This window comes from Telluria sp. BA11 (assembly GCF_056680305.1).
Map to the genome: position 1 here is coordinate 794,720 of NZ_CM155275.1, position 25,799 is coordinate 820,518.

At 63.7% G+C, this 25,799-nt stretch carries 21 protein-coding genes, 1 pseudogene and 1 riboswitch; of the genes and pseudogenes, 10 read left to right on the forward strand and 12 right to left on the reverse strand.

All coding sequences use genetic code 11. The features are described from left to right. Positions 1-19 precede the first annotated feature (19 nt). Positions 20-1,012 carry a 2-hydroxyacid dehydrogenase gene (locus tag AC1MGT_RS03435; protein ID WP_499503012.1) on the reverse strand — a complete coding sequence of 331 codons (993 nt, stop codon included), beginning with the start codon at positions 1,010-1,012 and terminating at the stop codon, positions 20-22. 191 nt (positions 1,013-1,203) lie between these two features. Here AC1MGT_RS03435 and AC1MGT_RS03440 point away from each other — a divergent pair, with 191 nt between their 5' ends. After that, positions 1,204-1,587, forward strand: coding sequence for a DUF4124 domain-containing protein (locus AC1MGT_RS03440; RefSeq protein ID WP_499503013.1), 384 nt, complete (start codon positions 1,204-1,206; stop codon positions 1,585-1,587). Positions 1,588-1,667: 80 nt separating this feature from the next. Here the strand turns inward: AC1MGT_RS03440 and AC1MGT_RS03445 are convergent, their stop codons facing one another. The 5 genes from AC1MGT_RS03445 to AC1MGT_RS03465 form a co-directional block, all read right to left on the reverse strand. Next, positions 1,668-4,607: a putative bifunctional diguanylate cyclase/phosphodiesterase gene (locus tag AC1MGT_RS03445; RefSeq protein ID WP_499503014.1), complete on the reverse strand. Its 2,940-nt coding sequence runs from the start codon at positions 4,605-4,607 to the stop codon at positions 1,668-1,670. Positions 4,608-4,742: 135 nt separating this feature from the next. Beyond that, a complete protein-coding gene (locus tag AC1MGT_RS03450; protein WP_499503015.1) occupies positions 4,743-5,501 on the reverse strand; it encodes an N-acyl amino acid synthase FeeM domain-containing protein in 759 nt (252 codons plus the stop codon). A gap of 179 nt (positions 5,502-5,680) precedes the next feature. Next, positions 5,681-6,514 carry a PhzF family phenazine biosynthesis protein gene (locus AC1MGT_RS03455; protein ID WP_499503016.1) on the reverse strand — a complete coding sequence of 278 codons (834 nt, stop codon included), beginning with the start codon at positions 6,512-6,514 and terminating at the stop codon, positions 5,681-5,683. Positions 6,515-6,560: 46 nt separating this feature from the next. After that, positions 6,561-7,712 carry an MFS transporter gene (locus tag AC1MGT_RS03460; protein ID WP_499503017.1) on the reverse strand — a complete coding sequence of 384 codons (1,152 nt, stop codon included), beginning with the start codon at positions 7,710-7,712 and terminating at the stop codon, positions 6,561-6,563. Positions 7,713-7,861: 149 nt separating this feature from the next. Continuing rightward, complete coding sequence (locus AC1MGT_RS03465; RefSeq protein ID WP_499503018.1) at positions 7,862-9,904, reverse strand: glycoside hydrolase family 97 protein; 2,043 nt, start codon at positions 9,902-9,904, stop codon at positions 7,862-7,864. A gap of 172 nt (positions 9,905-10,076) precedes the next feature. On the opposite strand from AC1MGT_RS03465, the gene AC1MGT_RS03470 reads away from it, so the two are divergent. Both AC1MGT_RS03470 and AC1MGT_RS03475 read left to right on the forward strand, forming a co-directional pair. Beyond that, positions 10,077-10,727, forward strand: coding sequence for a response regulator transcription factor (locus tag AC1MGT_RS03470; protein WP_499503019.1), 651 nt, complete (start codon positions 10,077-10,079; stop codon positions 10,725-10,727). Next, a complete protein-coding gene (locus AC1MGT_RS03475; RefSeq protein ID WP_499503020.1) occupies positions 10,717-12,093 on the forward strand; it encodes an ATP-binding protein in 1,377 nt (458 codons plus the stop codon). The genes AC1MGT_RS03470 and AC1MGT_RS03475 overlap by 11 nt, the downstream gene beginning before the upstream one ends. Before the next feature lie 8 nt (positions 12,094-12,101). Here the strand turns inward: AC1MGT_RS03475 and AC1MGT_RS03480 are convergent, their stop codons facing one another. Beyond that, entirely contained in the window at positions 12,102-12,665 is a 564-nt protein-coding gene (locus AC1MGT_RS03480) for a hypothetical protein (RefSeq protein WP_499503021.1), read from the reverse strand. Between the two features lie 18 nt (positions 12,666-12,683). After that, positions 12,684-12,878 (reverse strand): hypothetical protein, encoded by a 195-nt coding sequence (locus AC1MGT_RS03485; RefSeq protein ID WP_499503022.1) that lies wholly within the window; start codon positions 12,876-12,878, stop codon positions 12,684-12,686. A gap of 162 nt (positions 12,879-13,040) precedes the next feature. On the opposite strand from AC1MGT_RS03485, the pseudogene AC1MGT_RS03490 reads away from it, so the two are divergent. From AC1MGT_RS03490 to AC1MGT_RS03500, 3 genes and pseudogenes are all read left to right on the forward strand, one after another. Further along, positions 13,041-13,418 (forward strand): annotated as a pseudogene (locus tag AC1MGT_RS03490) (transposase); the annotation flags it as partial. Between the two features lie 136 nt (positions 13,419-13,554). After that, positions 13,555-14,046: an Hcp family type VI secretion system effector gene (locus tag AC1MGT_RS03495; protein WP_499503023.1), complete on the forward strand. Its 492-nt coding sequence runs from the start codon at positions 13,555-13,557 to the stop codon at positions 14,044-14,046. A gap of 11 nt (positions 14,047-14,057) precedes the next feature. After that, complete coding sequence (locus AC1MGT_RS03500; protein WP_499503024.1) at positions 14,058-14,408, forward strand: hypothetical protein; 351 nt, start codon at positions 14,058-14,060, stop codon at positions 14,406-14,408. Positions 14,409-15,378: 970 nt separating this feature from the next. On the opposite strand, the gene AC1MGT_RS03505 is transcribed toward AC1MGT_RS03500, so the two are convergent. After that, positions 15,379-16,272, reverse strand: a complete 894-nt coding sequence (locus AC1MGT_RS03505; protein WP_499503025.1) for an alpha/beta fold hydrolase — start codon at positions 16,270-16,272, stop codon at positions 15,379-15,381. A gap of 257 nt (positions 16,273-16,529) precedes the next feature. Here AC1MGT_RS03505 and AC1MGT_RS03510 point away from each other — a divergent pair, with 257 nt between their 5' ends. After that, entirely contained in the window at positions 16,530-19,022 is a 2,493-nt protein-coding gene (locus AC1MGT_RS03510; RefSeq protein ID WP_499503026.1) for a TonB-dependent receptor plug domain-containing protein, read from the forward strand. 1 nt (position 19,023) lies between these two features. On the opposite strand, the gene AC1MGT_RS03515 is transcribed toward AC1MGT_RS03510, so the two are convergent. Beyond that, positions 19,024-19,920, reverse strand: a complete 897-nt coding sequence (locus AC1MGT_RS03515) for a LysR family transcriptional regulator (RefSeq protein WP_499503027.1) — start codon at positions 19,918-19,920, stop codon at positions 19,024-19,026. A 98-nt stretch (positions 19,921-20,018) separates the two neighbouring features. Here AC1MGT_RS03515 and AC1MGT_RS03520 point away from each other — a divergent pair, with 98 nt between their 5' ends. Next, positions 20,019-21,224: an MFS transporter gene (locus tag AC1MGT_RS03520; protein ID WP_499503028.1), complete on the forward strand. Its 1,206-nt coding sequence runs from the start codon at positions 20,019-20,021 to the stop codon at positions 21,222-21,224. A 5-nt stretch (positions 21,225-21,229) separates the two neighbouring features. Here the strand turns inward: AC1MGT_RS03520 and AC1MGT_RS03525 are convergent, their stop codons facing one another. Both AC1MGT_RS03525 and AC1MGT_RS03530 read right to left on the reverse strand, forming a co-directional pair. Next, positions 21,230-21,943 (reverse strand): glutathione S-transferase, encoded by a 714-nt coding sequence (locus AC1MGT_RS03525; RefSeq protein WP_332531101.1) that lies wholly within the window; start codon positions 21,941-21,943, stop codon positions 21,230-21,232. 93 nt (positions 21,944-22,036) lie between these two features. Next, positions 22,037-22,345, reverse strand: a complete 309-nt coding sequence (locus tag AC1MGT_RS03530; RefSeq protein ID WP_499503029.1) for a hypothetical protein — start codon at positions 22,343-22,345, stop codon at positions 22,037-22,039. A gap of 306 nt (positions 22,346-22,651) precedes the next feature. On the opposite strand from AC1MGT_RS03530, the gene AC1MGT_RS03535 reads away from it, so the two are divergent. Continuing rightward, positions 22,652-23,425: a DUF535 family protein gene (locus tag AC1MGT_RS03535; RefSeq protein WP_499503030.1), complete on the forward strand. Its 774-nt coding sequence runs from the start codon at positions 22,652-22,654 to the stop codon at positions 23,423-23,425. Positions 23,426-23,480: 55 nt separating this feature from the next. Next, a riboswitch (TPP riboswitch) is annotated at positions 23,481-23,578 on the forward strand. 82 nt (positions 23,579-23,660) lie between these two features. Next, positions 23,661-25,790, forward strand: coding sequence for a TonB-dependent siderophore receptor (locus AC1MGT_RS03540; RefSeq protein ID WP_499503031.1), 2,130 nt, complete (start codon positions 23,661-23,663; stop codon positions 25,788-25,790). Positions 25,791-25,799 lie beyond the last annotated feature (9 nt).

The following is a 25,799-nucleotide window of genomic DNA, read 5'->3' on the forward strand; positions in this document are numbered from 1 at the left end:
GCGATTCATGCGCCCTGCATCAGCCGGGAATGCGGTTGACCAGCGCTTCGCCGCGTTCGAAGGCGCTGATGCTGTCGATGGTGGTGCGCATGATCTGGCCAATCGCTTCGACCGTGAAGAACGCCTGGTGGCCGGTGACAATCACGTTCGGAAACGACACCAGGCGCTGGATCACGTCGTCGAGGATGATCGTCGACGACAGGTCCTGGAAGAACAGGCTCGCTTCCTGCTCGTAGACGTCGATTGCCAGCCCGCCCAGCTGGCCGGTCTTGAGCGCCTGGACCACGGCATCGGTATCGACCAGCCCGCCACGACTGGTGTTGATCAGCACACAGCCGCGCTTGACGCGCGCCAGTGCGGCCGCATCGACGATGTGGTGCGTCGCGTCCAGCAGCGGGCAATGGAGCGAGACCACGTCGCTGCAGGCGAGCAGCTCGTCCACGCCCATGTAGCGGCCACCCAGCGCCTCGAACGCCGGCGTCGGGTACAGGTCGTGGCCCACGAGCGTGCAGCCAAAACCGGCCATGATGCGGGCAAAGATCAGCCCGATCTTGCCGGTGCCGATCACGCCGACCGTCTTGCCGTGCAAGTCAAAGCCCATCAGGCCGTCGAGGTCGAAGTTGCCTTCGCGCGTGCGCACGCTGGCACGCGCGATCTTGCGGTTCACGGCCAGCAACAGGCCGACCGCGAACTCGGCGACCGAATTCGGTGAATAGTCGGTGACGCGCACGACTTCGATGCCGAGCCGGCGCGCGGCGGCGGCGTCGATATGGTTGTAGCCGGTCGAGCGCGTGGCCACGAGGCGCGTGCCCTGCCGCGCCAGGATCTCCAGCACGGCAGCATCGACCGTGTCGTTGACGAACACGCAGACCGCCACGCACCCGGCTGCCTGGCTCGCCGTCTGGACACTGAGCCGCTCTTCGATGAACAGCAACGCATGGCCGACGCCGTCGTTGGCCTGCGCCAGCATGGTCTTGTCATAGCGACGTGCACTGAATACGGCTGTTTTCAAACGATTCTCCTGCTGGATGATGGTCTGGTTCTTATACGCCCTCGGACGCGATAAGGACAGTCATACCGTCGCACGCTGTCAAACGGACGGCGCGCAGGCCTACAAGCCTGTGTGAATTGGCGCACAGAGTCCAAATGATGCAAATAAGACAATGAAATTGTCGAAATTAAAACAAAGCCGAGGAGTCGATCATGAAGCGTCATTTCTGCCAACTGTGCCTGCTGGCCGCCACCATGATGGCTGCACCGGTCGCGTTTTCCGAGACCAGCATCGTCAAGTGCGTCGATGACGAAGGGCGCGTGACGCTGACCGACCGGCCTTGTGAAGTCGGCGCAACGACCGTGCACATGGCGAGCGAACCAGCCAACGAAGGCGTGACCCGTGTCCACGCGTACCCTCTGGTCGCCGAGGCCAGCGTCTTGCCGCCTCCGCGCGCGATGCAACGTAGTTATGTTCCGACCCCGCGTGCAGCCGCAAAACCGCTGGCCAGTGACGTTGCCACGCTGAAGGCGGCGCGCGCCCAGTTCGTATTGAGTGACGTGCGGTCGACCCCGGCATTGGCGGGCCTCGACTGACGCCCAATGCAAAAAATGCCGTTCAGTGCAAACTGAACGGCATTTTTATTGGCTGAACGAGCTACTGTGAGCGTGACCGGTTAATGCAAGCGCGTGACGCTGGCCAGATGTGACGTGGGCGGCTTGTCCCACTCGCTCAACAATGCCAGCAACGCGGCATCCTGGATGAAGCTGGCGCTGGAGCGGCCCTCCAGAATGCGCTCGGGCGGCATCGAGCGCGCCACGACGAACCCCTGCACGTAATCGACACCGATTTCCTGCAGCGTCTGGACCGTGGCCGCGTCCTCGGCCCATTCCGCGATTGTCTTCATGCCCAGATTCACGGCAAGGCTCACGATCGCCTCGACGATCGCCACATTGGCCGGATGCGCATTGATGTTGACGATGAAATTGCCGTCGATCTTGAGCACGTCCGCCGGCAGCTCTTTCAGGTACGAGAACGAGGTGTAGCCAGCGCCGAAGTCGTCCAGCGCCACCTTCACGCCGAAGCCACGTACCTGGTCGATGAAGCGGCGCGTGTTGTCCAGATCGTGCAAGGCAACGCTTTCGGTGATTTCGAGACACAGGCGGCTGGCCACGTGCACATAGCGGCCGAGAATGTCGAACGTGTCCTGCACAAAGCGCTCGTCATTGAGGGATGCGCCCGACAGGTTCATGCAGACGAAGCGGGTATTGACCAGTTCGTCGTTGTGCTCGGCGATCCAGGCCAGCGTACTCGTGAGCACCCAGCGGTCGATCACGCTCGCGCGCCCACTCTTTTCGGCGGCGACAATCACGGCGCCGGCCGGCACGATGCGGCCATCCGGCTCGCGCATGCGCAGCAGCACCTCGAAATTGAGCGATTCGAACGGCGTGCGCAGCGACATGATCGGCTGCATCTCAAGCAGCAGGCCATCGGTGGCGGCCGGCCCCGACAGGCGCTCGACCAGGTCGAGTTCGGCGGCGCGCTGACGGAACGCATCGGCGTCGCGCTCGTACACGACCAGGCCGTCACCCGTGCCGGTCTTGGCTTCGCGGCAGGCGCGGTCGGCGGTGGAGACGGCATCCTTCATCGGCATGCCCGGCACCACTTCGATCAGGCCGACCGACGCGCGCACGTGGAACGCCTTGTCACCGACGCGGTATGGCGTGCTGCCGAGCCGGTCGACGATGCCGCGAATGATGATCGAGGCCAGCGGAATCGCTGTCTCGGGCATCACGATCACGAATTCGTCGCCGCCCACGCGGCCCAGTTGCTGACCGCCGGCCAGCATCGCGCCCATGCGTTCGCACACCTGCTTGAGCACTTCATCGCCGGCGCCGTGACCGAACAGATCGTTGATCAGCTTGAAGCGGTCGAGGTCGACATATGCCAGCGCCATCGGCCGGCCGGCGGCCAGGCTTGCGCTGGCATTGCTGAACTCGCGCTCGATGCCGCGCCGGTTGAAGACCTTGGTCAATGGATCGTTGTTGGCCATGAAGCGCAGTTGCTCGGTGGCCTTGTGTTTTTCGGTGGTGTCCTGCAGCACGCCCTCGATGCGCGACCTGGCCAGCGTGGCGCTGACCTGGAAACGCTGGCCGCCGTCGCGGCTCGTGAGCTCCATCTCGGCTTCGACTTTTGCATGGACCTGTTCGTGCAGCGCGGCCCAGCTCGCTTCCGTGAAGTACTGGCGCCACGCCGTACGGCCAGCCGTGAAGTCGGTCATGCCCAGCATTTTCTGCAGCGCCGGATTCACGCTCAAAAAGTGGCCGTAGATATCAAGCGTAAACAGGCCCACCGGCATCGCCTTGTACGCATGCTCGAGTTCTTCCTGCGCTTCCTGGCGCTTCTCGGTTTCCATGCGCATCTGTTCTGCCACCGCCAGCGCCGCCAGCAGGCTCGATGCGAGCGCGGCGGTGACGCTGTTGATCACGCCCAGCAGCTCGCGCATGCCGAACGCGGCCGACGCGACTTCGGCCAGCGACGCCATGAAGGTGACGGCGAACGACGCCGCGAACCAGGCCGCGACCCGCGTGCGCGATTCGACGATGATCTTGAACAGGCCGATCGTCATCAACGAGAAGCAGCACGCCAGGATGCCCCACATCAGCGGCAGGTACATGCCATACGGGACCAGGATGGCGGCGGCCAGCATCGGCATGCACAGCCATTGCATGACGCGCATCGGCACCACGTAGCGCATCTCGGCCAGGTGATCCTTCAGCAGCGCCTGGTACAGCGTCAGCGTCGCGATGCCGTACATCGTGAACGTGACGGCGCGGCTGCGCAGCAGCCAGTCGGACGGTACCGCCTGGCCGAGCCACTGGATGTCCCAGCCGGCCGACAGCGCCCCCACGCGCAGGTTCAGGATCAGCCAGCCGGCAAACATGACGTACACCGGCTGCCGGTTGATCAGGGCCGTGATCAGGATGAACAGCGCCAGCACGATCATGCCGCCATCGAGCAGCCCCGACTTGCGGTGGTACTGCTTGACCGACAGCGCGTACTGTTCGATGGGCCACTGCACGACCGTCAGGCGCGCCGGGCCCGCGAACGTGCCGCGGCACAGCAGCTGGCGCGGCAACGGCGCGACGCTCAGCGCGAAGCCGGCCTTGTCGGCGCGCAGCAGGCCGGTGCTGTCGCTGCGGCTGGCCGTGCCCAGCGGGGCCAGCGAGGCGGCATTCCAGCAGGCGATATCGAGTGCATGGCGCGACGGGAATTCGAGCACCTGTGCGCCCGGGCGCGGCATCGGTTCGACGACGAACCAGACCGGTGCTTCGGACAGATGGGTGTCATGGGTGTTGGTCAGCGGGCGCTGGCGCGCCTGCCCGAGTGCGCTGGCAGGATCGAGTGTGCCGGCCGGATCGGCCAGCACATGCATCGTCAACGGCACGTCGCCGCTGGTGCGGTATTCGTCGTGCCAGAAAACGAGCGCGATCAGCGACACCACCGCGATCCCGATCGGGATGAGGTAGTAAGAAAATATCTTGAGAATCAGTTCGACCGCCGCTTGCAACGCGGATGGCAGCGAAGCACGAAACTGATGGGAAAGCTTGGGCATGAGCGGCCTTGGTAATGCGCGTGACCACCGTGCAGACAACGACGGCCATTAAAGCGCAAGGATACAGCTTTAGCGTAGTGCCGTCATGCCCTTCGTAGTTGAACAAACGTCGATACCGCGCCGTGTGACAGGGTCTCAGGCAACGGCCAGTTCTTCCCGCGCCGGCCATTCCTGCACCGATGGGACGACGACCGGACCGATGTCGATATCCGGGTGCAGCGTGTTGAAGAAGAAGTCGAGCATCGGATGCCGCGCCTCGGTCCAGCGCTGCTGGAAGGTGGCGATCTCGAAGGCCATCACGCGGTGCGGGATATTGCCGACATGGCGCAGCGGCACCAGGCCATCTTCCGGGAACACGTCGACGAACAGCATCTGCTCGTACTGCCGGTCGACCGGCGGGCGGCCCGTCGCCACCGAGAAGTCGATAGCGTTGTCTTCGCAATACATGAAACACGCCTTGACCAATGCAATTTTTACCATGCGCCCCACCCGCCCTTCGTCGACGGCCAGCCGGGTTGCCTCGACCAGCCGCTTGCCCTGCAGCCAGTCAGGCAGCACCACCGATTCTTCGACACCCAGCGGCCGGTGCAAATTGGTACGGATGCGGGTACTGCCGATCGCCGTGCCATCGAGCTTGGACTCGGCCAGCAGCACGATCGTGTCGGCATCGAAGTCAGCCGCTTCAGGCTGCGCCAGCGTGCGTGCGAAATCCGGCACGTGGCGCGCATAGGCGGCGTGCCGGATCCGCACGGCCTTCTGCAGGTCGGCCTGGGTCTGTACCCGGCGGATCGTGAACGGCAATCGTTCGGTCACGCTGCCGGCGGCCGGGGGACGCACGGAACGTGGTCGCGACAGCGTGGCTGGGTTGATGACGGCGGCGGTGAACTGCTCCATGGCGGGACTCCTGGGTTGATTGATTGAAACAGAAATTTACTGGAGTCAATTATCAATCCGCTTACGGAGAATCTATTTGCGGAGCAGGCGTACTTTTCACCTTCAGTTTGAATGAGCGGGAAACCGGGAAAAATGGCTGCGTCACGAGGACCATGTGCACTGCATAACGGCGGCGATCATCACAGCATCCGCGCACTGCCCGAGACCCGTATCGAGCCGCCAGTTTCATTGCCGAATTCGGCAAAAATGAGCGAGCGCATGCCCATGTCTTCGCCCTGCACGACCTCGATCCGGCCGCCATGGGGCCAGCCGAGATCGCGCAGATAGCCGGCAAGCGCCGCCGTCGCAGCACCCGTCGCCGGATCTTCCAGCACGCCACCGGAGGCAAAAGCGTTGCGCGTATGAAACAGATTATCGTGTTCGGCCCAGGCCAGCACGATCGTGACCAGGCCGTGGGCGGCCATCAGCGTCCGGCCGGCGTCGAGCGCGTACGCCATCGCCGCCAGCGCAGCGCGGCTGGACAGCGCCAGAAACAGGTGGTCGGCGCCGGCGTGGATAGATGCGGGTGGCAGGCGCGGGTCGAGGTCAGCGTGCACGTAGCCGAACAACGCGAGCGCGGCGTCGACCAGATCGGCCGGCGCGGGCCGGCTGCGGGTGGGCGGCGACTGCAGGGCCGCCTGCAGCCGGGCGCCATCCTGCCACCCCTCGACGCTGATGGCGGCGGCGTTCAGCGTCAGCGCAAAGCGGCCAGCGCCATGTCGGCGCGCCAGCGCAGCGCCCAGGGCGATCGTCGCATGGCCACAGAACGGCACTTCGGAAGCAGGCGAAAAATAGCGCACGCGCCACCCCTCGCCTTCCGGCGCAGCAAACGCGGTTTCGGAAAAACCGACGTCGCGCGCCATCGCGGCCATCTCGGCAACCGGCGGCAAGGCAGCGCCGATCCAGACGCCGGCCGGATTACCGCCCTGACCGTGGTCGTCGAAGGCGGCGATGCGTTCAATGTCCTGGCGCATGGATGCTTCCTCAGTCGTTGGAAACACCCATCATAGCGCCAGGCAGCTAGCGCCGGGCGTCGATGCGCGGCAGCAGCACGGCCAGGATGCCCAGCAGTGGCAGGAACGAGGCAATCTGGTACACCTGCGCAATGCCGTGCACGTCGGCGATGGTGCCCATTGCGGCCGCGCCCACGCCGCTGATGCCAAACATCAGGCCGAAGAAGATGCCCGAAATCAGGCCGACCTTGCCGGGCACCAGCTCCTGCGCGAACACGACGATGGCCGAGAATGCCGACGACATCACGAGTCCGATCACGACCGACAGCACGCCGGTCCAGAACAGGTCGGCGTACGGCAGCGCGATGGTGAACGGCGCCGCGCCCAGGATCGAGAACCAGATCACGCGCTTGCGCCCGATCTTGTCGCCGATCGGCCCGCCCGCAAACGTGCCCAGCGCCACCGATGCCAGGAACAGGAACAGGTACATCTGCGCGGTGCCAACCGGCAGCTTGAACTTCTCGATCAGGAAGAAGGTGTAATAGGTCTGCAGGCTCGCCATATAGATGTACTTGGAGAACACCAGCAGCGCCAGCACCACCAGCGCCTGGATCACCTTCTTGCGCGGCAGCGCCGGACCGGCATGCAGCGCGGCCTTCTTGACCATGTTCATCAGGTGGTTGCTGTACCAGCGGCTCACGCCCACCAGCACCGCCACCGCAACGAGCACCAGCAGCATGAACCAGGCGATCTCGGCCTGCCCGCGGCCGACGACGATCGCCGCCGCCAGCAACGGCCCCAGGGCCGAGCCGGCATTGCCGCCAACCTGGAACACCGACTGTGCAAACCCGAAGCGCCCGCCCGACGCCAGGCGCGCCACGCGCGAGGCTTCCGGGTGGAAGGTCGACGAGCCCACGCCGATCATGCCGGCAGCCACCAGCAGCATCGGATAGCTGTTCGCCCACGCGAGCAGGCCCACGCCGAACAGCGTCACGCACATCCCGGCCGGCAGCAGGAACGGGATCGGCCGCTTGTCGGTGTACAGGCCGATCCATGGCTGCAGCAGCGAGGCAGTGCACTGGAACGTCAGCGTGATCAGGCCGACCTGGGTGAAGGTCAGGTTGAATTCGTGCTTCAGGAGCGGGTAGATCGACGGCAGCACCGCCTGCACGCAATCGTTGAGCAGGTGGACAAAGGCAACCGAGAGAAGGATTTGCATGACCGCACCCGGGACGGCCGGGGTGGTAGCGGAGGTGGTGCTGGACGGCGAGGAAGATGTGGACATGGACGACGCGGGTGGACAGAACAGTCCGACAGGATATGCGAAAACCGGCGCCCGCGGGCGCCGGTTCTTTGACTAACGGTTGGTCAGCCGGCCGGCACCAGCCGGACCGCCTGCCCACCGCCCGGCGCCAGCACCATCTTGATGGTGTCAGTGCTCTTCACATTGCGCTTCTCGATCACCAGGTCGAAGCGGCGCTCGCTGCGGTAATCCGCCTTGTCGCCATCGCGGTAGATTTCGGCCACATACGATTTGCCGGCATCGAGGAACGACAACGGCAGATCGAGCGTGCGCGCATTGCCGTCGGTGACCGAGCCGACGTACCAGGCGCTCGAGTTGCGGTCCTTGCGCGCGATGGTCGCGTATTCACCCACGGCGCCATGCAGCACACGCGTATCGTCCCAGTCGGTCGGCACGTCGCGGATGAACTTGAACGCGCCCGGATAGCGGTCGTAGTGCTCGATCAGATCGGCCGCCATCACCACCGGCGAATAGATCACGACGAAGTTGGCCAGCTGCTTGGCCTGGGTCGAGTTGAACGGCTTCTTGTCCTTGCCCTCCAGGCTCAGGATGCCCGGCGTATAGTCAAGCGGACCGCTGAGCATGCGGGTGAACACCAGATTGGCCTCGTGCTCGACGCTGTTGACCGGATTGCCCCAGGCGTTGTACTCCACGCCGCGCGCACCTTCACGCGAGATCCAGTTCGGATACGTGCGGCGCAGGCCCGTGTCCTTGACCGGCTCATGTGTGTTGATCGCGATCTTGTAGCGCGCCGCATCCTCGACCACCTTCTGGTAGTGGCGCACGCCCTCTTGCGAATCCGTATAGCCAAAGTGGACCTTGCCATTCTTGCCCATGAACTGGGCGGCGCCGCCGTCGGTCACGTAGCCGGTCTTGATGCTGTCCACGCCGTTCTTTGCATACAGGCGCAGCGCCGCATCCAGCTGCTTCTCGTAGTGCGCGATATTGCCGCCGGTCTCGTGGTGACCGATCAGGTGCACTCCCTTCTGCTTGCCATACGCTGCCAGTGCCGGCAGGTCGAAGCGCGGGGTGGAACGGGTGAAGTCCATGTCCGCACCGTTGCCGGCCCAGTCGCTGTCCCAGCCCGGATTCCAGCCTTCGACCAGCACGCCACGGAATCCGTTCTTCGCAGCGAAGTCGATGTAGCGCTTCGTGTACTCGGTGGTCGCACCGAGCCGATCGCCCGCGGCCCAGGTTTTGGTTTCGAGGTGCATGTCCCACCAGACGCCGACATACTTCGATGGCTTGACCCACGAGACGTCGCCCAGTTTGTTCGGTTCGTTCAGGTTCAGCACGAGGTCGGACATGTACAGGCCCGCCGCGTCACCCGCGATCTGCATCGTGCGCCATGGCGTCGTGAAGCTCCCAGTGCGCACGACCGGCGCGCCATTGGCGGACGGGGTCAGGTGCGCGCGCAGGCGCTGGCCTTCGACCCGGCGCAGCCACATCGACGCGTAGTCGACCAGCGCCGCTTCGTGGAAGGCGATGTGCGTGCCGTTTTCCATGCGCACCGTCATTGGGGTGTTGGCCATGCCCACTTCGCGCAGCGGCGTCTTCTGGATCGGGTATTCGAGCGCCCAGACTTCACCGGCCTGCTGCCACCAGGCGGTGGCTGGCTGCGCCACCACGAATTCGGTCAGCTCGTCAGCGATGTGCACGGCGCGGTTGTTGGCCTGCTTCGGGAATTCGTAGCGAAAGCCCACGCCATCGTCGAACACGCGAAACACGATCGCCAGGCGCCGGCCATCCTTCTTCTGGTGCACATCCACGCGCATCTGGCTGTAATGATTGCGCACCGTGCGGCGCTCGCCCCACGGCTGCTCCCAGGTGCTGTCATGGGCCGTGACCAGGTGACGCTCCATTGCGAAGCCGGCATCGAGCGGCTTGTCGCTGGCCAGCACGAAGCCCAGGCGCGACGGGGCGATGACCGGCTGGCCATTGCGCTCGACCTGGTACGACAGGCGCCCGTCCGGGGCGACCTGCAACGACACCTTGAGCACCTTGCCGGGCGACTCGACGGTGGCCATCAGATCTTCAGCGGCGAACGCGCCGGTACTGATCACCATGCCCAGCGCCACGAGGCTCATCTTCAATAAACTGGTACGCATCCTTCGTCTCCTGTCTCGTCTTGTTTTCTATTGCATTTTCAACCTGAAAGCGGTCGCCCCGGATAGTCCGGCATCGGGGATGCGCGGTCAACGTATGGCTAAAGCGAATCTGAAGATTCGCTGCGACGCCCGAAGCGCAGCGCACTGCTACACTTCCGGCATGAAAATTCTGATGATCGAAGACGATCTGGCGATCGGCCAGGCACTTTTGTCGGTGTTCCAGGACGAAGGCCACACGGCAGTCTGGCTGCGCCTGGCCCAGGGCGCGGCCGCGCGCATGCGCACCGAATCGTTCGACGCCGTGGTGCTCGACCTGGGCCTGCCCGATGGCGACGGCACCGACGTGCTGCGCGCGCTGCGCGATGAAGGTGTGCGCCTGCCGGTCCTGATCATCAGCGCGCGCGACAGCCTGCAGGACCGCCTGAAAGGGTTCGACCTGGGCGCCGACGATTACCTGATCAAGCCCTTCGAGATTCCCGAACTGCTGGTGCGCCTGCGCGCGATCGTGCGCCGCAGCCACGGCGCGCTCGAAGAAAACCTGTGGGTGGCGGGCGACATCGAACTGGACGAAAACCGCATGCTCGTCACGCGCGCCGGCCAGAGCGTCACGCTGTCAAAAACCGAATTCGCGCTGCTGCTTACCTTGATGAAGCAGGCCAACCGCGTGCTCACGCGCGTCGAACTCGAACGGCGCGCCCTGCCCTCCGGCGAAGGCCAGAGTCAGACGCTCGACGTGCACATCTTCAATCTGCGCAAGAAAGTGGGCGACGGCGTGATCCGCACCGTGCGCGGCGTCGGCTACATGGTGCAGCGTGACGTTTAGGCAGTCCTCGCTGTTCCGGCGCCTGATGTTCAGCTTTGCCGGCGTAATCGTCAGCGTCGCGATCATCGGCGTGCTGTGGATGTTCTACGAAGCCAAGGTCACGCAGCGCACACGCACCTTCAGCGAAAACAAGGCGCACACGCTCAACATCCTGTCGCACCTGGTCGACACCGGCGCCCGGCCCGAACGCATGCTGCCGGCCCTCGCCGCGGTCGAGGTGAACCGCGAGCGCATGTTCAAGGAGCTCGATTACCACTCGCGCGTGCGCGTACGGGTCTGGCTCGATGGCCGCCTGCTCTACAACTCGATGCCAGAGCTGCCGGACGTGCTGCCCGAGGTGGCCGCGCGCGGCGCCTACGCGTGGGTGGGCTGGACGGCGCATGACGCGGCCAACCGCATCGTCGTCGAGCGCCGCCACGAAGTCGATGACGAGTGGATGCTGACCATCTGGGGCGTGAGCTTCCTGCTCTCGTCGACCTTTTTCAGCCTGCCGCTGCTGTTGATTCCGGCGTGGCTGATCGTCGGCATCGGCCTGCGGCCGCTGCGCTCGATCGCATCCAGCATCGCCCAGCGCACGGACGCCGACCTGACGCCGCTGCCCGACTCGAAGTACAAGGAACTCTCGCCGCTGGTGGTGGCAATCAACGGCCTGATGCATCGCCTGAGTCAGCGCATCGAGCACGAACACGAGTTCCTGACCGATGCCGCGCACGAACTCAAGACGCCGCTGGCGGCCATCCAGATCAACGCCCACGTCTTGATGAGCCGCGCCGGCGCCGAAATGGCCGAGCGCTGCGCCGAACCGGCGGCCGGCTTGCGCAGTGGCGTCGCGCGCGCCACGCACACGGTGCACCAGTTGCTGGCGCTCGAACGCGCCCGGGCCGAACCGCAGGTGGCGCAGGCGTGTCCGCTGACGGACGTAGCCGACTTCGTGCGCGAGCGCGTGGCGACGGCGGCGCACCTGGCGGTGCAGCGCAATATCGAGATCGAATTCGACGCTGCCCCGGACGCCGGTGGCGCGCTGCCGCTGCACCTGGAAAGCATGGCGTCGGCGGTCGATAACCTGATCAGCAATGCAATCAAGTATTCGCCGCGGGATGGCCGCATCACCGTGCGCCTGACCCGCGCGGCTTCTGGCTACCGGCTGGCGATCTGCGATGGAGGGCCGGGCATTGCGCCCGATCTACGCGACAAAGTGTTCGAGCGGTTCTACCGGGTGCCGGGGCAGGAGCAGCTGGGTTCAGGACTGGGGCTGGCGATTGCGGAACGGGGCGCAGCGAGAAACGGCGGGACGATTTCGCTGGAGGATGGCGAGCATGGGCGCGGGGTGTGCGCGACCATCACGCTCACTGGCGCTGTGGGCTAATTTTCCTATCAAGCTGACGCATTGAGATCGGCTTGCTCCTCCCTCGTAAGACCGGGAAGGGATACCGACTTTACTATAACGTCACCTGCTGCCTTTATCTTGGCAAAATTGGCCTTGACGGCTTCAGCATCGGATCTACTGTCCAGCAGGCTTTGGTGAATGTGTGCTGCCGCATATGCGGATGAGAAAGCCTCACGTGCTGACGGCTCAAGGTACAGGCAATTATCTTCCCACCACGTTTGGCACTCCAGGACGACAGCAGCGCAATGGCGAGAGTGAGTCGAATTAACCAATTCGCGCCATAGCGTAAAGGCTTGTTGCGCCTTTTGCAGACGGGCATCCAATGCAGCCACGCGAAGTTGATTGTCGACCTTAGCTGCCTCTACTAGAAGAGCGTACTGTGCTTTTATCGCTTCGATCTTGTCAGTAATGTGCCCGATGTCTTCCTTTGTTGCCAGGTTTTTCCCCTTCTCTCCCAAATAACCAGGTAGGAGGAATTTCAACATAACCCCGATAATTGAGGATGCTACAACACCACCGATCGCGGCTGCAGACAGTAAGTCGACGTTCATCCTTGGTCTTTTCCGGGCTCAGTTTGGCTTATGCTTTTTAACGATTGCCACAATCTCGGCGTTCAGCCGATTTTGCTCGTCTTCGAGTCGGTTTGCAGCTTTCTGCTGCAATTCACGTTGCGAGTTGACGGCTGCAGGATCGAATTTCCCGCCCACATAGTTGCCCGGATTTTCCTCTGAAAAGTCCTCAAAATATTCTGACCACTCGCCCATGTCTTTTCTCCAGATTACCGGCAACCGGCCGGTGCGGGGCGCCGTGGCGGCGCCAAGGAGTTTTCCTAGTTTGGCCGGGTAGTCGTGGGGTAATCCCTCCCCCCAAACAAAAAAAGCGCGATCAGAAATAGAATTTTCTACTTAAGGCACAGAAAGCTCTGCATGAAGACCTCCCGCTCTACCGACAGCCAGATCATCGCCATCCTCAAGCAAACCAAAGCCGCCAGCCCAGTACCAGAGCTGTGCCGCGAGCACGGCATCAGCAATGCTACATTCTACAAGTGGAACTCCAAGTTCGGTGGGATGGATGTCTCGCTGATGGCACGCATGAACGAGCTAGAAGAAGAAGAAAACCGTCGCCTCAATAAGATGTATGTCAAGGAACACCTCAAGGCCGAGATCGTCTCGGAGGCACGCAAAAAAGAAATGGTAGCGCTATCTCAGGAGTGAGAGATGGCCCAATAGGCCGTGACAGAGCGGTCAGCTACGGTGAAGCTCGCGTGCGCAGCGTTTGGCATCAACCAGACCTGCAACCGGTACAGCCGGCTTCCTCGGAAAAGCTTGCTATAGCTGGGAGAGAGTCCGATCAGCAACTTGGACTAGCTTGTGGCAAGCCAAATTTCACTGCAAGGGATGAGTTCAAAATTTGCTACCTCCCATTTTTTGAAAGCTCAACATGGCAATCGACGTCTATTTGCATATCGAGGGTATCAAAGGTGAGTTTGCCGATTCCACGCATTCAGGACGGATCGAAATTATGTCAGTCCAATGGAGTGCGAAGCAACCTTTAATATCGGCCGGCTCGGGTGTCGGCGGACGCACGGCGGGCCGCAGCGAGTACTGCGGCATGTCGCTGGCTAAGTCGTCGGATCTAGCGTCACCGGCGCTGATGCAGCATTGCGCAAACGGAAAGACGATCCCTAAGGCTAAGCTCGAATTCATGCGTGCCGATGGAGACAAGCGCGTGAACTACTCCGAGGTCGAACTGGAGAATGTAATGATCGCGGACATGGAACAGATGGCGACCGAGGGGATGCTTCTGCTTGACCACGTCTCCCTGCAATTTAGCGAAAAAAAATGGAAAAACTCGCAGCAGAGAATCGGCGACGGCGTAGTCGGCCAAACTGCTGATGGATGGGATCTGTCCTGCAACAAATCGTGTGCTTAGCCGGAGTGATCATGACTGATCTGAAACCTGATCCGCTGCGACCCACCCAAGATTCGTGCGGGTTCTTCATGCTGCCGCGAGCGGCTCGTGACGTTGGTTATTACACCTACGGCACGATGGATAAAAGACCTGATCGTGGCGGGTACCAATACGCCCACCCGATTATGATGACCGCCATCCTGCGTGTAGCGCACGAATGGCAGAAGATAGACCCGCGCCGCGTTGGTGTTGGCAATATCAGCCGAGCCGACATGCGCGACGATGGCGAGCATGCTACTCATTTGGATGGGCTACAAGTTGACTTACGGCCTATTCGCAAAGACGGCGTCGAATGTCCGGTAAGCTGCTTCTCTCCAGAGTAAGACCGAGCAGCAACGACCAAAATTATCGAGTTGTTTCGTGCGTTCACACCAGTCCAAGTGGTCTGGTTCAACGACATGTTGATACCGTTCGTTCGCACTATGCGGGGCCATCACGACCACTTTCATGTCGGACTAAGGGGATGATATGCGACGCGCTATCTCAGCAATCGCCGTGTGCGGATTGGCCACGCTGTCTGCGCTGGCGTCCGATACGCTAGGAGGGTGGACTCCGATACCCGGGGCGAATTATCGAATATTTTCCGGTGAAACTGTCGCGTACAGTGAGCCCCCTACGGCGAAAGATCGCAAATTGAGCATCCTGCTCAGGGGGCAGGCGGCCAAGGAAATTTTTGACTCGATTGGTCCCGACGCACGTGCGCAAGATATGTGCAGCACATCGAACGGCGACCGTGAGCGGGCGAAAGGGGCAGTTCAGTGTACCTTCACAGCGCTCAAGGCTTCGGAGACGGGCATGGGCTATCGGTGCTGGGTCGGTGTCGATCTAATCAGTGGAGAGGGTATTCCTAGCGTGCCCTGTTAGAACAACGCCGACATGGTCAAAGTTATCTCCCACCTAACCCGGACCCGGACTATGCGATCTCGGGAGAACAAGCAGGTGCACTTTAGCAGGCCTCTATGTCGTCAGCGCTACCATCATCGTTGGCGGTGAGCTGAGCCACGTCGATCTGGTGCGCGCGGAGCAAGGGGCCGACGGCGGCCTGGCCGGTCAGGTTTCCGCCGACGGATCTACTGGCCAACAAGGCGCTCGCACAGAATCGCATGCTGGCTGTCGTTTTTTATTCAAGCAGACACCAAACGTGTTTTCGCGAATACCATTCGTGATCGCGAAATGCTAGGGCGATCGCGCAAGTTTTTCGTGCTCGCCGACAAGCCACTCCGCCCCGCATTCGGTGAGGGTCGCTACTGCGCAGATATCGACTGCCTATCTCGATGCTGTTTATCCTCAGGTTCAGTGTTGCGCGAGAAACGGCAGCACCCGTTCAAGCAGCATATCCGGCGCTTCCTCGGCAATGTAGTGCCCACACGGCAGCGCCCCGCCCTGCACATCAGCCGCCACCCGTTGCCACTCCGCGAGCGGATCAAAGCAGCGTCCGACCACGCCCTGCTCGCCCCACAGCACCATCAGCGGCAGCGCCAGACGGCTCCCGGCATCGCGATCGACCCGATCGTGCTCGAGGTCGATCGTCGCCGCAGCGCGGTAGTCTTCGCAGATGCCGTGCGCGGCGCCTGGCAACGCCAGGCAGCGCTGGTACTCGGCCAGCGCGCGCGGGTCGAACGGCGCCAGGCCCGCGCTGCGCTTGCCCATCACATCGCGCACGTAGGCGGCGGGGTCAGCCTCGATCAGGCGCTCGGGCAGCGGCGCCGGCTGGATCAGGAAGAACCAGTGCCAGTAGGCGCGCGCAAAGGCGTCCGACGTTTGCTCGTACATCGCCAGAGTCGGCGCGATGTCCAGCAGCGCCATCCGCTCGACGGCCTGCGGATGGTCCAGCGCCATCCGGTGCGCAACGCGCGCGCCGCGATCGTGGGCCAACACGTGGAAGGTGGCAAATCCCAGTGACTGCATCACCGCCACCATGTCGGCCGCCATCGCACGCTTGCTGTAGTTGGCGTGGTCCGGCGCGCCCTGCGGTTTGGACGAATCGCCATAGCCGCGCAGGTCGCAGGCCACCACCGTGAAGTACTCGGCCAGGCGCGGTGCGACGCGGTGCCAGATGGCGTGCGTTTGCGGGTGGCCGTGCAGTAGCAGGAGCGGAGGGCCCGAGCCGCCGACGATGGCGTTGATGGTAACGGTCGGGTCGACCTCGACTTGCAGGGCGCGGAAATTCGGGAACAGGGCTGTCATCGTCTCTGGTGGTTGGTTTCTGGTTGGCGGAACCTGCCGCGCTATCGAATATACACGGGGCCGGCACGAAAAAAAAAGACCGGTCCGCGCGTGCGCCTTTGCCCTTACACGAACCTGACATTCGGCAACTGTTGTAATTACGTCATTCGCGATTAGCACGAATTGACACCCCGGCGAGCGCTGTCCAGTATGGAATCGAGGTCCCGGCCTCGACCTTCCCAGTGGACTACCGTGTCAGAACAAAAAGGATCAGCACCATGCAGAGAGCAAAGACGGAAAAGACAGCAGTTGCCCTTGCCATTGCCGCGCTGTGCGCAGGCTTTGCCCACGCCCAGGAGGCGCCCCAAGCCGAGACCACCGCAGCGTCCGCGACAGTCGTCGTCACCGGCACCCGGGTGGCCAACCGCACCGTGCTCGATACCACCGCACCTGTCGACGTGATCTCGGTCGAAACCCTCAAGAACTCGGGCAGCACCGAACTGACGCAGGCGCTGTCGATGGCCCTGCCTTCGCTGAATTTTCCGCGCCCGGCGCTGACCGACGGCACCGACACCATTCGCCCTGCCACGCTGCGCGGCATGTCGCCCGACCAGACCCTGGTGCTGGTGAACTCCAAGCGCCGCCATGCGTCGTCGCTGGTGAACGTGAACGGCTCGATTGGCCGCGGTTCGGCAGCGGTCGACCTGAACACCATCCCCACCGCCATCGTCAAATCGGTCGAGGTGCTGCGTGACGGCGCTGCGGCCCAGTACGGCTCGGACGCGATCTCCGGCGTCGTCAACATGCGCCTGCGCACCGACCGCACGGGCGGCGAAGCGACCGTCAACTACGGCACCAACAAGACCGAATACGATCTGTACAACGCAGCGCCACCGGCCGGCGGCACCTGGACCGCGCCGGCCTCGCGCAAGCGCACCGATGGCCAGACCGCCACGGTCAGCATCTGGAAAGGCCTGGCGCTGGGCGAGACTGGCTACCTGACGATCGCCGGCGAATTCCGCGACCAGAACCGCACCGAGCGTGCCGGCTACGACATGCGCCAGCAGTACGCACTGGTCAACGGCGCGTTCGATCCGCGCGAGAACACGATCAACCGTTTCAATGCGTGGACCGGTGAACCCGACATGAAGCAGTCCACGCTGTTTGCCAATGCGGGCAATGACATGGGCGGCGGCGTCAAGGTGTATGGCTGGGCGAGTTACCAGGACCGCGATGCCACGTCGGCCGGCTACGCCCGCATCCCGCAGGACGCGCGCAATATCCAGTCGATCTACCCGGACGGCTTCCTGCCATTGATCTCCCCGACCGTGAAAGACTTCTCGGCCACCGGCGGCGTGACCTGGGTTGCCGGCGCGTGGGACATGGATGCTTCGCTCGGCTACGGCAAGAACAAGATGGAGTACACCATCGAGAACACGCTGAACCGCTCCCTTGGGCCGACCAGCAAGACGGCGTTCTATGCGGGCGGCTATTCGTACGACCAGGCCGTGCTGAACCTGACCGGTGTGCGCAGCGTCGAGATGGCGTCAATCTCGTCGCCGCTGAACGTGGCCGTCGGTATCGAAGCGCGCCGCGAAGGCTATGAGCTGTTTGCCGGCGAAGAGCAGTCGTACAGCTTCGGTGGCGCGCTGCTACCGAACGGTACGCCGACGGCGCCGGGCGCCCAGGTGTTCCCGGGCTTCCGGCCATCGAATGAAGTCGATGCGCACCGCAATGCCATCGGCGCCTTCATCGACCTCGAAGCGAATGTCACACCCGAGCTGCTGGCATCGGTGGCCGTGCGCGGCGAGCGCTATTCGGACTTCGGCAACAGCCTGGCCGGCAAGCTCGCGCTGCGCTACGACTTCAACCCCAACTTCGCCGTGCGCGGCGCGATCCAGAACGGCTTCCGCGCGCCGTCGCCGCAGCAGCAGAACTTCACCGCGACCTCGACCAACTTCATCAACGGTGTACCGTTCGAGATCACCACCTTCCGCCCGGACGATCCGGTCGCCGTCGCGCTGGGCGCCAAGCCGCTCGACGCCGAGAAATCGATCAACGCGTCGCTCGGTGCCGTGATGCGGTTCGGCGCCGTCAGCCTGACGGTCGACGCCTACCGCATCGACATCGACGACCGCATCATCCTGTCCGAGAACCTGACGCAGACGAACGTGCGCAACTACATCGCCAGCCAGGGCTTCATCGGCGTGGGCGGCGGGCGCTTCTTCATCAACGGCGTCGACACCACCACCAAGGACGTCGACATCGTGCTGAGCATGCCGTACAACGCCGGCGATGCGGGCAAGCTGGACTTTACGCTGGCCGCCAACTTCACCGATACCAAGGTGACCAAGACGCCGACGACCGAGCAGCTCTCGAACCTGAGCCCGGCACCGGTGCTGTTCGATCGCCTCAACGTGCTGTCGCTTGAAAAAGGCCAGCCGAAGAACAAGGTCAGCGCCAACGTGAACTGGAAGCTGGGCCAGTGGGGCGCGACGCTGCGCGCCACGCGCTACGGCGAAGTGCTCTCGCCAGGCACCACGGCGGCATTCGACTTCGAGATGGGCGCCAAGACTACGGTCGACCTGGAAGGCCGCCTGGCGGTCACGCCGAAGCTGACCCTGGCGCTGGGCGCGGACAACGTGTTCGACCAGTATCCCGAGACACTGCCGCCGTCGCTCAACACCACCGGCAATACGCCATTCTCGACGTATGCGCCGTTCGGTCGGTCGGGCCGCTATATCTACGGCCGCGCCACCTACGCGTTCTGACCTAGCGTTCCAGCACCTCGCCCAGCCTGTGGGCGAGGAAGTCCACCAGCGCCGCCACCCGCGGCGCCAATGCACCCTGCTTGTAGAACACGGCCCACACGGGCTGTGTCCACGGCAGGGTGTGTTGTTCCAGCACCGGCACCAGCCGCCCCGCCGCGACATCCGCGCGCGTCAGAAAATCCGACAGCGATGCAATCCCCGCGCCATGCAGCGCCAGCTGCCGCAGCGTCTCGCCGCTCGACGCCACCACCTGCGGCGTGATCGTCCAGCCTTCGCCGCCACCATGACGCAGCGGCCAGGTATTCAACAACGCCGGCGCCGTGAAGCCCAGCGTGCGATGCCTCGCCAGCGCCGCAGTGTCAGGCGGGGCGCCATGGCGTTCGAGATACGCGGGTGAGGCCAGCACGCGCAGCCGCGCCGTGCCCAGGCGGCGCGCATTGAGCGTCGAATCGGGCAGCGCGCCGATACGGATCGCCAGGTCGGCCCGCTCTTCGATCAGGTCGACATAGGTTTCGCCGCTGACCAGTTCCAGCGCGATCAGCGGATACGCATCGAGGAACTCGGCGACCAGCGGCGCGAGCAGGTGGCCCAGCGCCGGCGTGGCGGCATTCACGCGCACCAGGCCCGCCGGCTGCGAACGGCGCGCCGCCGCTTCGGCCTCGGTATTGGCCAGGTCGGCCAAAATCGTCCGCGCCCGGCCCAGCAGCCAGGCGCCCTCTTCGGTCAGTTGCAGGCGCCGCGTCGTGCGCTGGATCAGCGTCATGCCCAGGCTGCCCTCGAGGCGCGAGATCGTGCGCGAGACACCCGACGGCGTCTGCCCCAGGCGCTCGGCAGCACGCGAAAACGAGCCCGTATCCATGACTGCCGAAAACACAATCAGCGCATCCACGTCGATCATTGATGACTCCGAATCAAAAGTCCATTGTAGCCGGACCTGTTTTTCCGGGCTGGCAAAGGCGGCACACTGCACGCCTGCCATCTCTCAGAAAGAACACCATGCCACTCGCACTCTGGGCGCTCGCATTGAGCGCTTTCGCCATCGGGACGACTGAATTCGTCATCGTCGGCCTGATCCCCACCATCGCCGCCAGCCTGCAGGTGTCGGTACCCTCGGCAGGCCTCCTGGTCAGCCTCTACGCACTGGGCGTAGCCATCGGCGCGCCCCTGCTCACGGCCATGACGGGCCGCGTGCCGCGCAAGCAGCTCCTGCTTTGCCTGATGGTGCTGTTTACGATCGGGAACCTGGTGGCCTGGATGGCGCCGGACTACACGGCGCTGATGGCCGCGCGCGTGCTCACTGGCCTGGCGCACGGCGTGTTCTTCTCGATCGGCTCGACCATCGCCACCAGCCTGGTGCCGAAGGAAAAAGCGGCCAGCGCGATCGCGCTGATGTTCACCGGCCTGACCGTGGCGCTGGTCACCGGCGTGCCGCTCGGGACCTTCATCGGCCAGCACTTCGGCTGGCAGGCGACGTTCCTGGCGGTGTCGCTGCTGGGCGTGATTGCCGTCATCGGCAGCGCCATCCTGGTACCGTCCGATATCGCCGGCAGCAAGCCGGCGCCGCTGTTGACGCAACTGGCGGTGCTGAAGAAGCCGCGCCTGCTCTTGGTGTACGCGATCACGACGCTCGGCTACGGCGGCAGCTTCATCGCCTTCACCTACCTGGCGCCGATCCTGCAGCAAGTGTCCGGCTTCGCCGCGTCGACCGTCAGCCTCGTGATGCTGGTGTATGGCGTGTCGGTCGCGGCCGGGAATATCTGGGGCGGCAAGCTGGCCGATCGTCTCGGACCGGTGCGCGCACTGCAGATCGTGTTCGCGCTGCTGGCGCTGGTGCTGTTCGTGCTGACCTTCACAGCGCCCAGCAAACCGCTGGTGCTGATCACGGTATTGGCCTGGGGCGCGGTCGCTTTCGGCAACGTGCCGGGCCTGCAGGTGTATGTGGTGCGGCGCGCCGAACGCGATGCGCCGCAGGCGGTCGATGTGGCGTCCGGCCTGAACATCGCCGCCTTCAATGTCGGCATCGCGCTGGGTGCCTGGGGCGGTGGCCTGATTGTTGCGCACCTCGGCCTGATGGCCACGCCGTGGATCGGTGCGCTGGTGGTCGTGGGCGCCCTGCTGCTCACGACGCTGGCCGGGTGGCTCGACCGGCGCGATGGCGTGCCAGCTAAAGGTGTGACCACCGCAGCGGTCGTACTGCACTGACCTGCTTACGCGTCCAGCTCAGGATAGCGGCGGAAGATGCCGTCCTGGTTGAACGGTATGCGGCGCGGCGATGCCAGGTAGGCCGCAATCCTTGGCCGCGCCGCCACCCGGTCGCGCAGGCCGGTGAGCTCGGGATGCTCCTGCTCGACCTTCTTCATCGCGTTGGGAAATGCATAGCGCAAGCCCTCGATGACCTGGAACAGCGACAGGTCGGCATAGCTCACGCGCTCGCCCAGCAGGTAATCGCGTGGCTCGGGATTGGCCAGCAGTCGCGCAAAATAGGCCATGAACTTGGGGATGCGCGTCTCGACGAAATCGGCCGCGCGGCGCTTGGCCTCGGGCTTCTGGTCTTCGTAGTACAGCATCGAGGCGATCGGGTGGTGCGTGTCGTGCGCCTCGGTGACCAGGTCGGCGATCGTCAGTTGCAGCTGGTGGACCCAGAGCCGGCCAGGTTCGGTGCGTGGCGCCAGGCCATGCTGCTCCCCCAGGTACAGCAGGATGTTGGCCACCTGGCCGATGGTCTGCTCACCGGCTTTCAGGAATGGCGGGGCAAAGGAAGGATGGTCGCCGACTTCGAGCGCGGACATCAGCAGATCGACACCGCCATCGCGGCGCGCCACGTCGACGTAATCGGCGCCCGCTTCTTCCAGCGCCAGTCGTACGAATTCGCCGCGGCCCTGGATTGACGGCCAGTAAAACAGTTCGTAGGGTTGCACCATGATTGCTTTTCCTGTTGATGGAGAAAAGTCATGGTAGACCGAACAGGAAGGCCGGGAAGCACGGTACGCCGGCCATGCGGACTTTGCCTGGCTTCAGGCGACTGCGCACCACCGTTTGGCGATCGTTGGCGGCAGGTTGAAATGCTTGGCCGTTTCTGCAATCGAGGCCTTGTTTTCTTTCTTCCATGCCGAAACCTGGGTGGCGTTCGGCCTTTGCGGACTGCCCGTGCTGTCCTTGTCCTTGCCCTTGGCCGTCTTGGCGGTCGCAGCGCGCGATGCCTGGCCGACGACGCGACTGGACGCCGTGCGGTGCATGCTGCGGGACTGCGTGTCATTCACAGATTCGTTCTCGGTCACAGGGCCCTGCGCGAGGGCGCCGTCCGGCGGCTGGTTGTGCGTCATGGATGTTCTTTCGTGCTGATAAATAAGTGCCGCCATTATGACCTGCTCCCGATGGCAAGCGGGTATTCGCGGCGGTCAACGTAACCCGACAAGCGTGGCGCGCCACAGACATGGACCGATTGTGGCTATTGAGCAACGTCCTTTCGGGCACTGAACCCCGTCAGCAGGGCCACTGCCCCGAATCGTGTTGGTTCCTGACGAATCATTACACTTTCTCCAAGCACACGTTGGCAATCGGGAACATAATTGCACTGAGGAACTAATTTAATAAAGTTCGCCCGTCACTTTCTGTCCAATGGAGCGCCCATGATCATCGCGCGATTGACCCAACGCTGGCACGCCCTGCGCCACTGGCGCGCGCACCAGTCCCTCGATTCCCACGGCCGCTTCGAGGAGACGACCTTCAACCGGACGTACCGGGATGCGGTGCATGGCAGTGCCGGCCTGATCTTGTGGCAGCACGATAGCGAGCATGGGCGCTTTGCGCTGCAACTGCGCACGGCGCAGCGCGACGATTCGCAGAATGGGTTGACCTTGACGCTGCTCGCCAATGACGCGGTGTTGCATCGCCTGTCCTGGACCTGGACCGACGGCGCGCAACTCGCGCTGCCGGTGGCGAGCGTGCCGCTGGTGACCCACAACGCGGGCCTGTGGCGCAATGCCGGTCCGGCCTTCGATGCGTTCGAACGCGCCTTCCCGAATAACTCGCCCAGCTTCTTCGCGTTCGCCGCCCTGCAGGGCGCGGCGCAGGCGCTGGGCATCGACCGCGTGCTCGCGCTGCGCGCCACCGCGCACCCGGCGTACCGGGCAGACCAGCACGCGACCTTCGAGAGCGGCTACGATGGCTTCTGGCGGATTCTCGGCGGCGCCGAACACGATGCGCGCCACTACCAGATCACGCTGCCGTTCTACCTCAAGCCACTGGCCGACATGCCATCGAAGCACCGCAAGCGCGCCGCCCAGCGGCGCGAACAATGGCGCGCGATTGCCGAAGCCGCCCACAGCGCGCTGCTGCGCTGCATGGCGTCGGTCCCCACGACTGCCGCCGCGACCAGAGCGCCCACTACCGCACAAGCCTGAAGCTTCACGACGCTTGCCAGATTCACCACGGCCGCCAAGCGCCGTGCTACACTCGCGCCTTCGCTAGGGGTCCTGGAACATTGTTCCGGGTGAGACATACCCTTCGTACCTGATCTGGATAATGCCAGCGAAGGAAAGCGCAAAGCAGCCCTCCCGTTCGTTTGCCCTTCCCCCACGTTGGCTCCGGCTTGAATTTAAGCGGCGCGCCCTCGTGGCGCGCAAACACGAGCACACCATGACCTTCACTCTGAAGCACCCAGTCCTTGCCTGCGCCATCGTGCAGGCCTTCGTTGTCACGCCTGCTGCATTTGCGCAGGACGCCATCCCCTCGGTCGTCGTCACCAGCAGCAAATGGATCGCGCTCGACCGCGCCAGCGTCGGCGGTTTCGCCGAAACGCAGCTGCTCGACGCGCCGGCGTCGATTACCTCGATCGGCCAGGGCCAGATGCAGGACCTGTCGATCCGCAGCGTCAGCGATGCGAGCCGCTACGACGCCTCGATCGGCGACGCCTACAACGCCATCGGCTACGCCGAACAGTTTTCGGTGCGCGGCTTTACGCTCGACAATGCGACCAGCTACCGCAAGGACATGATCGCGATCTCGGGCGACACGCAGATCCCGCTCGAGAACAAGGAGCGCATCGAAGTCCTGCGCGGCCTGGCCGGCCTGCAGGCGGGCGTCGCGGCGCCCGGCGGCATGCTCAACTTTGTCACCAAGCGCCCGACCAATGCGCCGCTGCGCTCGGCCACCGTCGAAGTGCGCGAACGCGGCACCGTGTACGGCGCGGTCGACCTGGGCGGACGCTTCGCCGACCGCCGCTTTGGCTACCGCTTCAATGCGGCCGCCGAAGACCTGAAATCCTACGTGCGCGGCGCCGACGGCAAGCGCCAGTTCATTTCGGCCGCCTTCGACTGGCAGATATCGCCCGACGCGCTGTTCCAGATCGACGTCGATCACCAGCACAAGGAGCAAGTTACCGCCCCCGGCTACCAGTTGCTGCGCAACGAAGTCCTGCCCACCGGGATCTCGGCGAAAACGCTGCTCAACGACCAGCCATGGACGCGCCCCGTCGACACCGACAGCAGCAACCTTGGATTGCGCTTCGAGTACCGCATCAGCGACGGCTGGACTGCGACCGTCAATGCCAACAAGCACTGGTTCAAGCGCGACGACTTCACCGCCTTCCCGTACGGCTGCAGCAACGAGGGCGACGGCTACTATCCGGGCTACTGCTCGAACGGCGACTATGACGTGTATGACTTCCAGAGCACCGGTGAGCGCAAGACGCCGTGGGGCGCGCAAGCGATGCTGCAGGGCCGCTTCGACACGGGCGCCGTGCGCCACGCGCTGACGATCGGCAGCGCTTACGCCGAACGTCACGACAGCTTCGGCGAATACGTCTACGACTACGTCGGCTCGAGCAATATCTGGCAGAACCAGATCGTGCCGCCGGTGGACAGCAGCCGCGTCACCGGCCCGGTGATAGAGCGCCGCGCGACCGAAGAACGTTCGCTGTTTGTGCAGGACATCCTGACCTTGTCACCGGCCTGGACGCTGCACGCCGGCGTGCGCTACGTCCAGCTCAAGCTCGACGCGCTGGAAGAAATCGACCAGGCGCGCGTGAAATCAAAAGACTCGTTCGCGCTGCCGAACGTGGCGCTCGTGTATGCACCGGCGCCGGACTGGCGCGTGTACGGCTCGATCAGCCACGGCCTGCAATACGGCGGCATCGCACCGATGGAGACCGTCAACCAGAACACAGTGCTCTCGCCAAGCCGCTCGAAGCAATTCGAATTTGGCGTCAAGCGCAATGTGAACGAACAGCTGGCGCTGTCAGGCGCCGTGTTTGAAATTACCCAGGGCCTCGAATACACGAACGCCGCCAACGTCTTCGTGCGCGCGGGCGAGCAGACGCACCGCGGCGTCGAACTGTCGGCGCAGGGCCGCGCCCTGCCCGGCCTGAACTACAACCTGTCGCTGATGGCGCTCGACACGGACCAGAAGAACACGGGCGACGCCAGCACCGAAGGCAAGCGCGTGACCAATGTGCCGGAACTGCGCACGTCTGCGTGGATCGAGTACGAAGTGCCGCAAGTGGCGGGGCTCAAGCTGGACGCGCAGTGGCAGTATTCGGGCAACAAGGTGTTCGATCCGGCCAATCGCGTCAAGGTGCCGGGCTATCACGTGGCCGGGTTTGGCGCATCGTACCTGCTGCGTGCGGGTGGTTTGAACACGATCATCCGGGCGCGGATGGACAATGCGTTCGACAAATTCTACTGGCGCGACGTGACGCAGTCGCTGGGTGGGTATTTGCTGCCGGGGGCACCGAGGACATTCAGGGTGTCGGCGCAGATTGATTTTTGATGTTCAGGA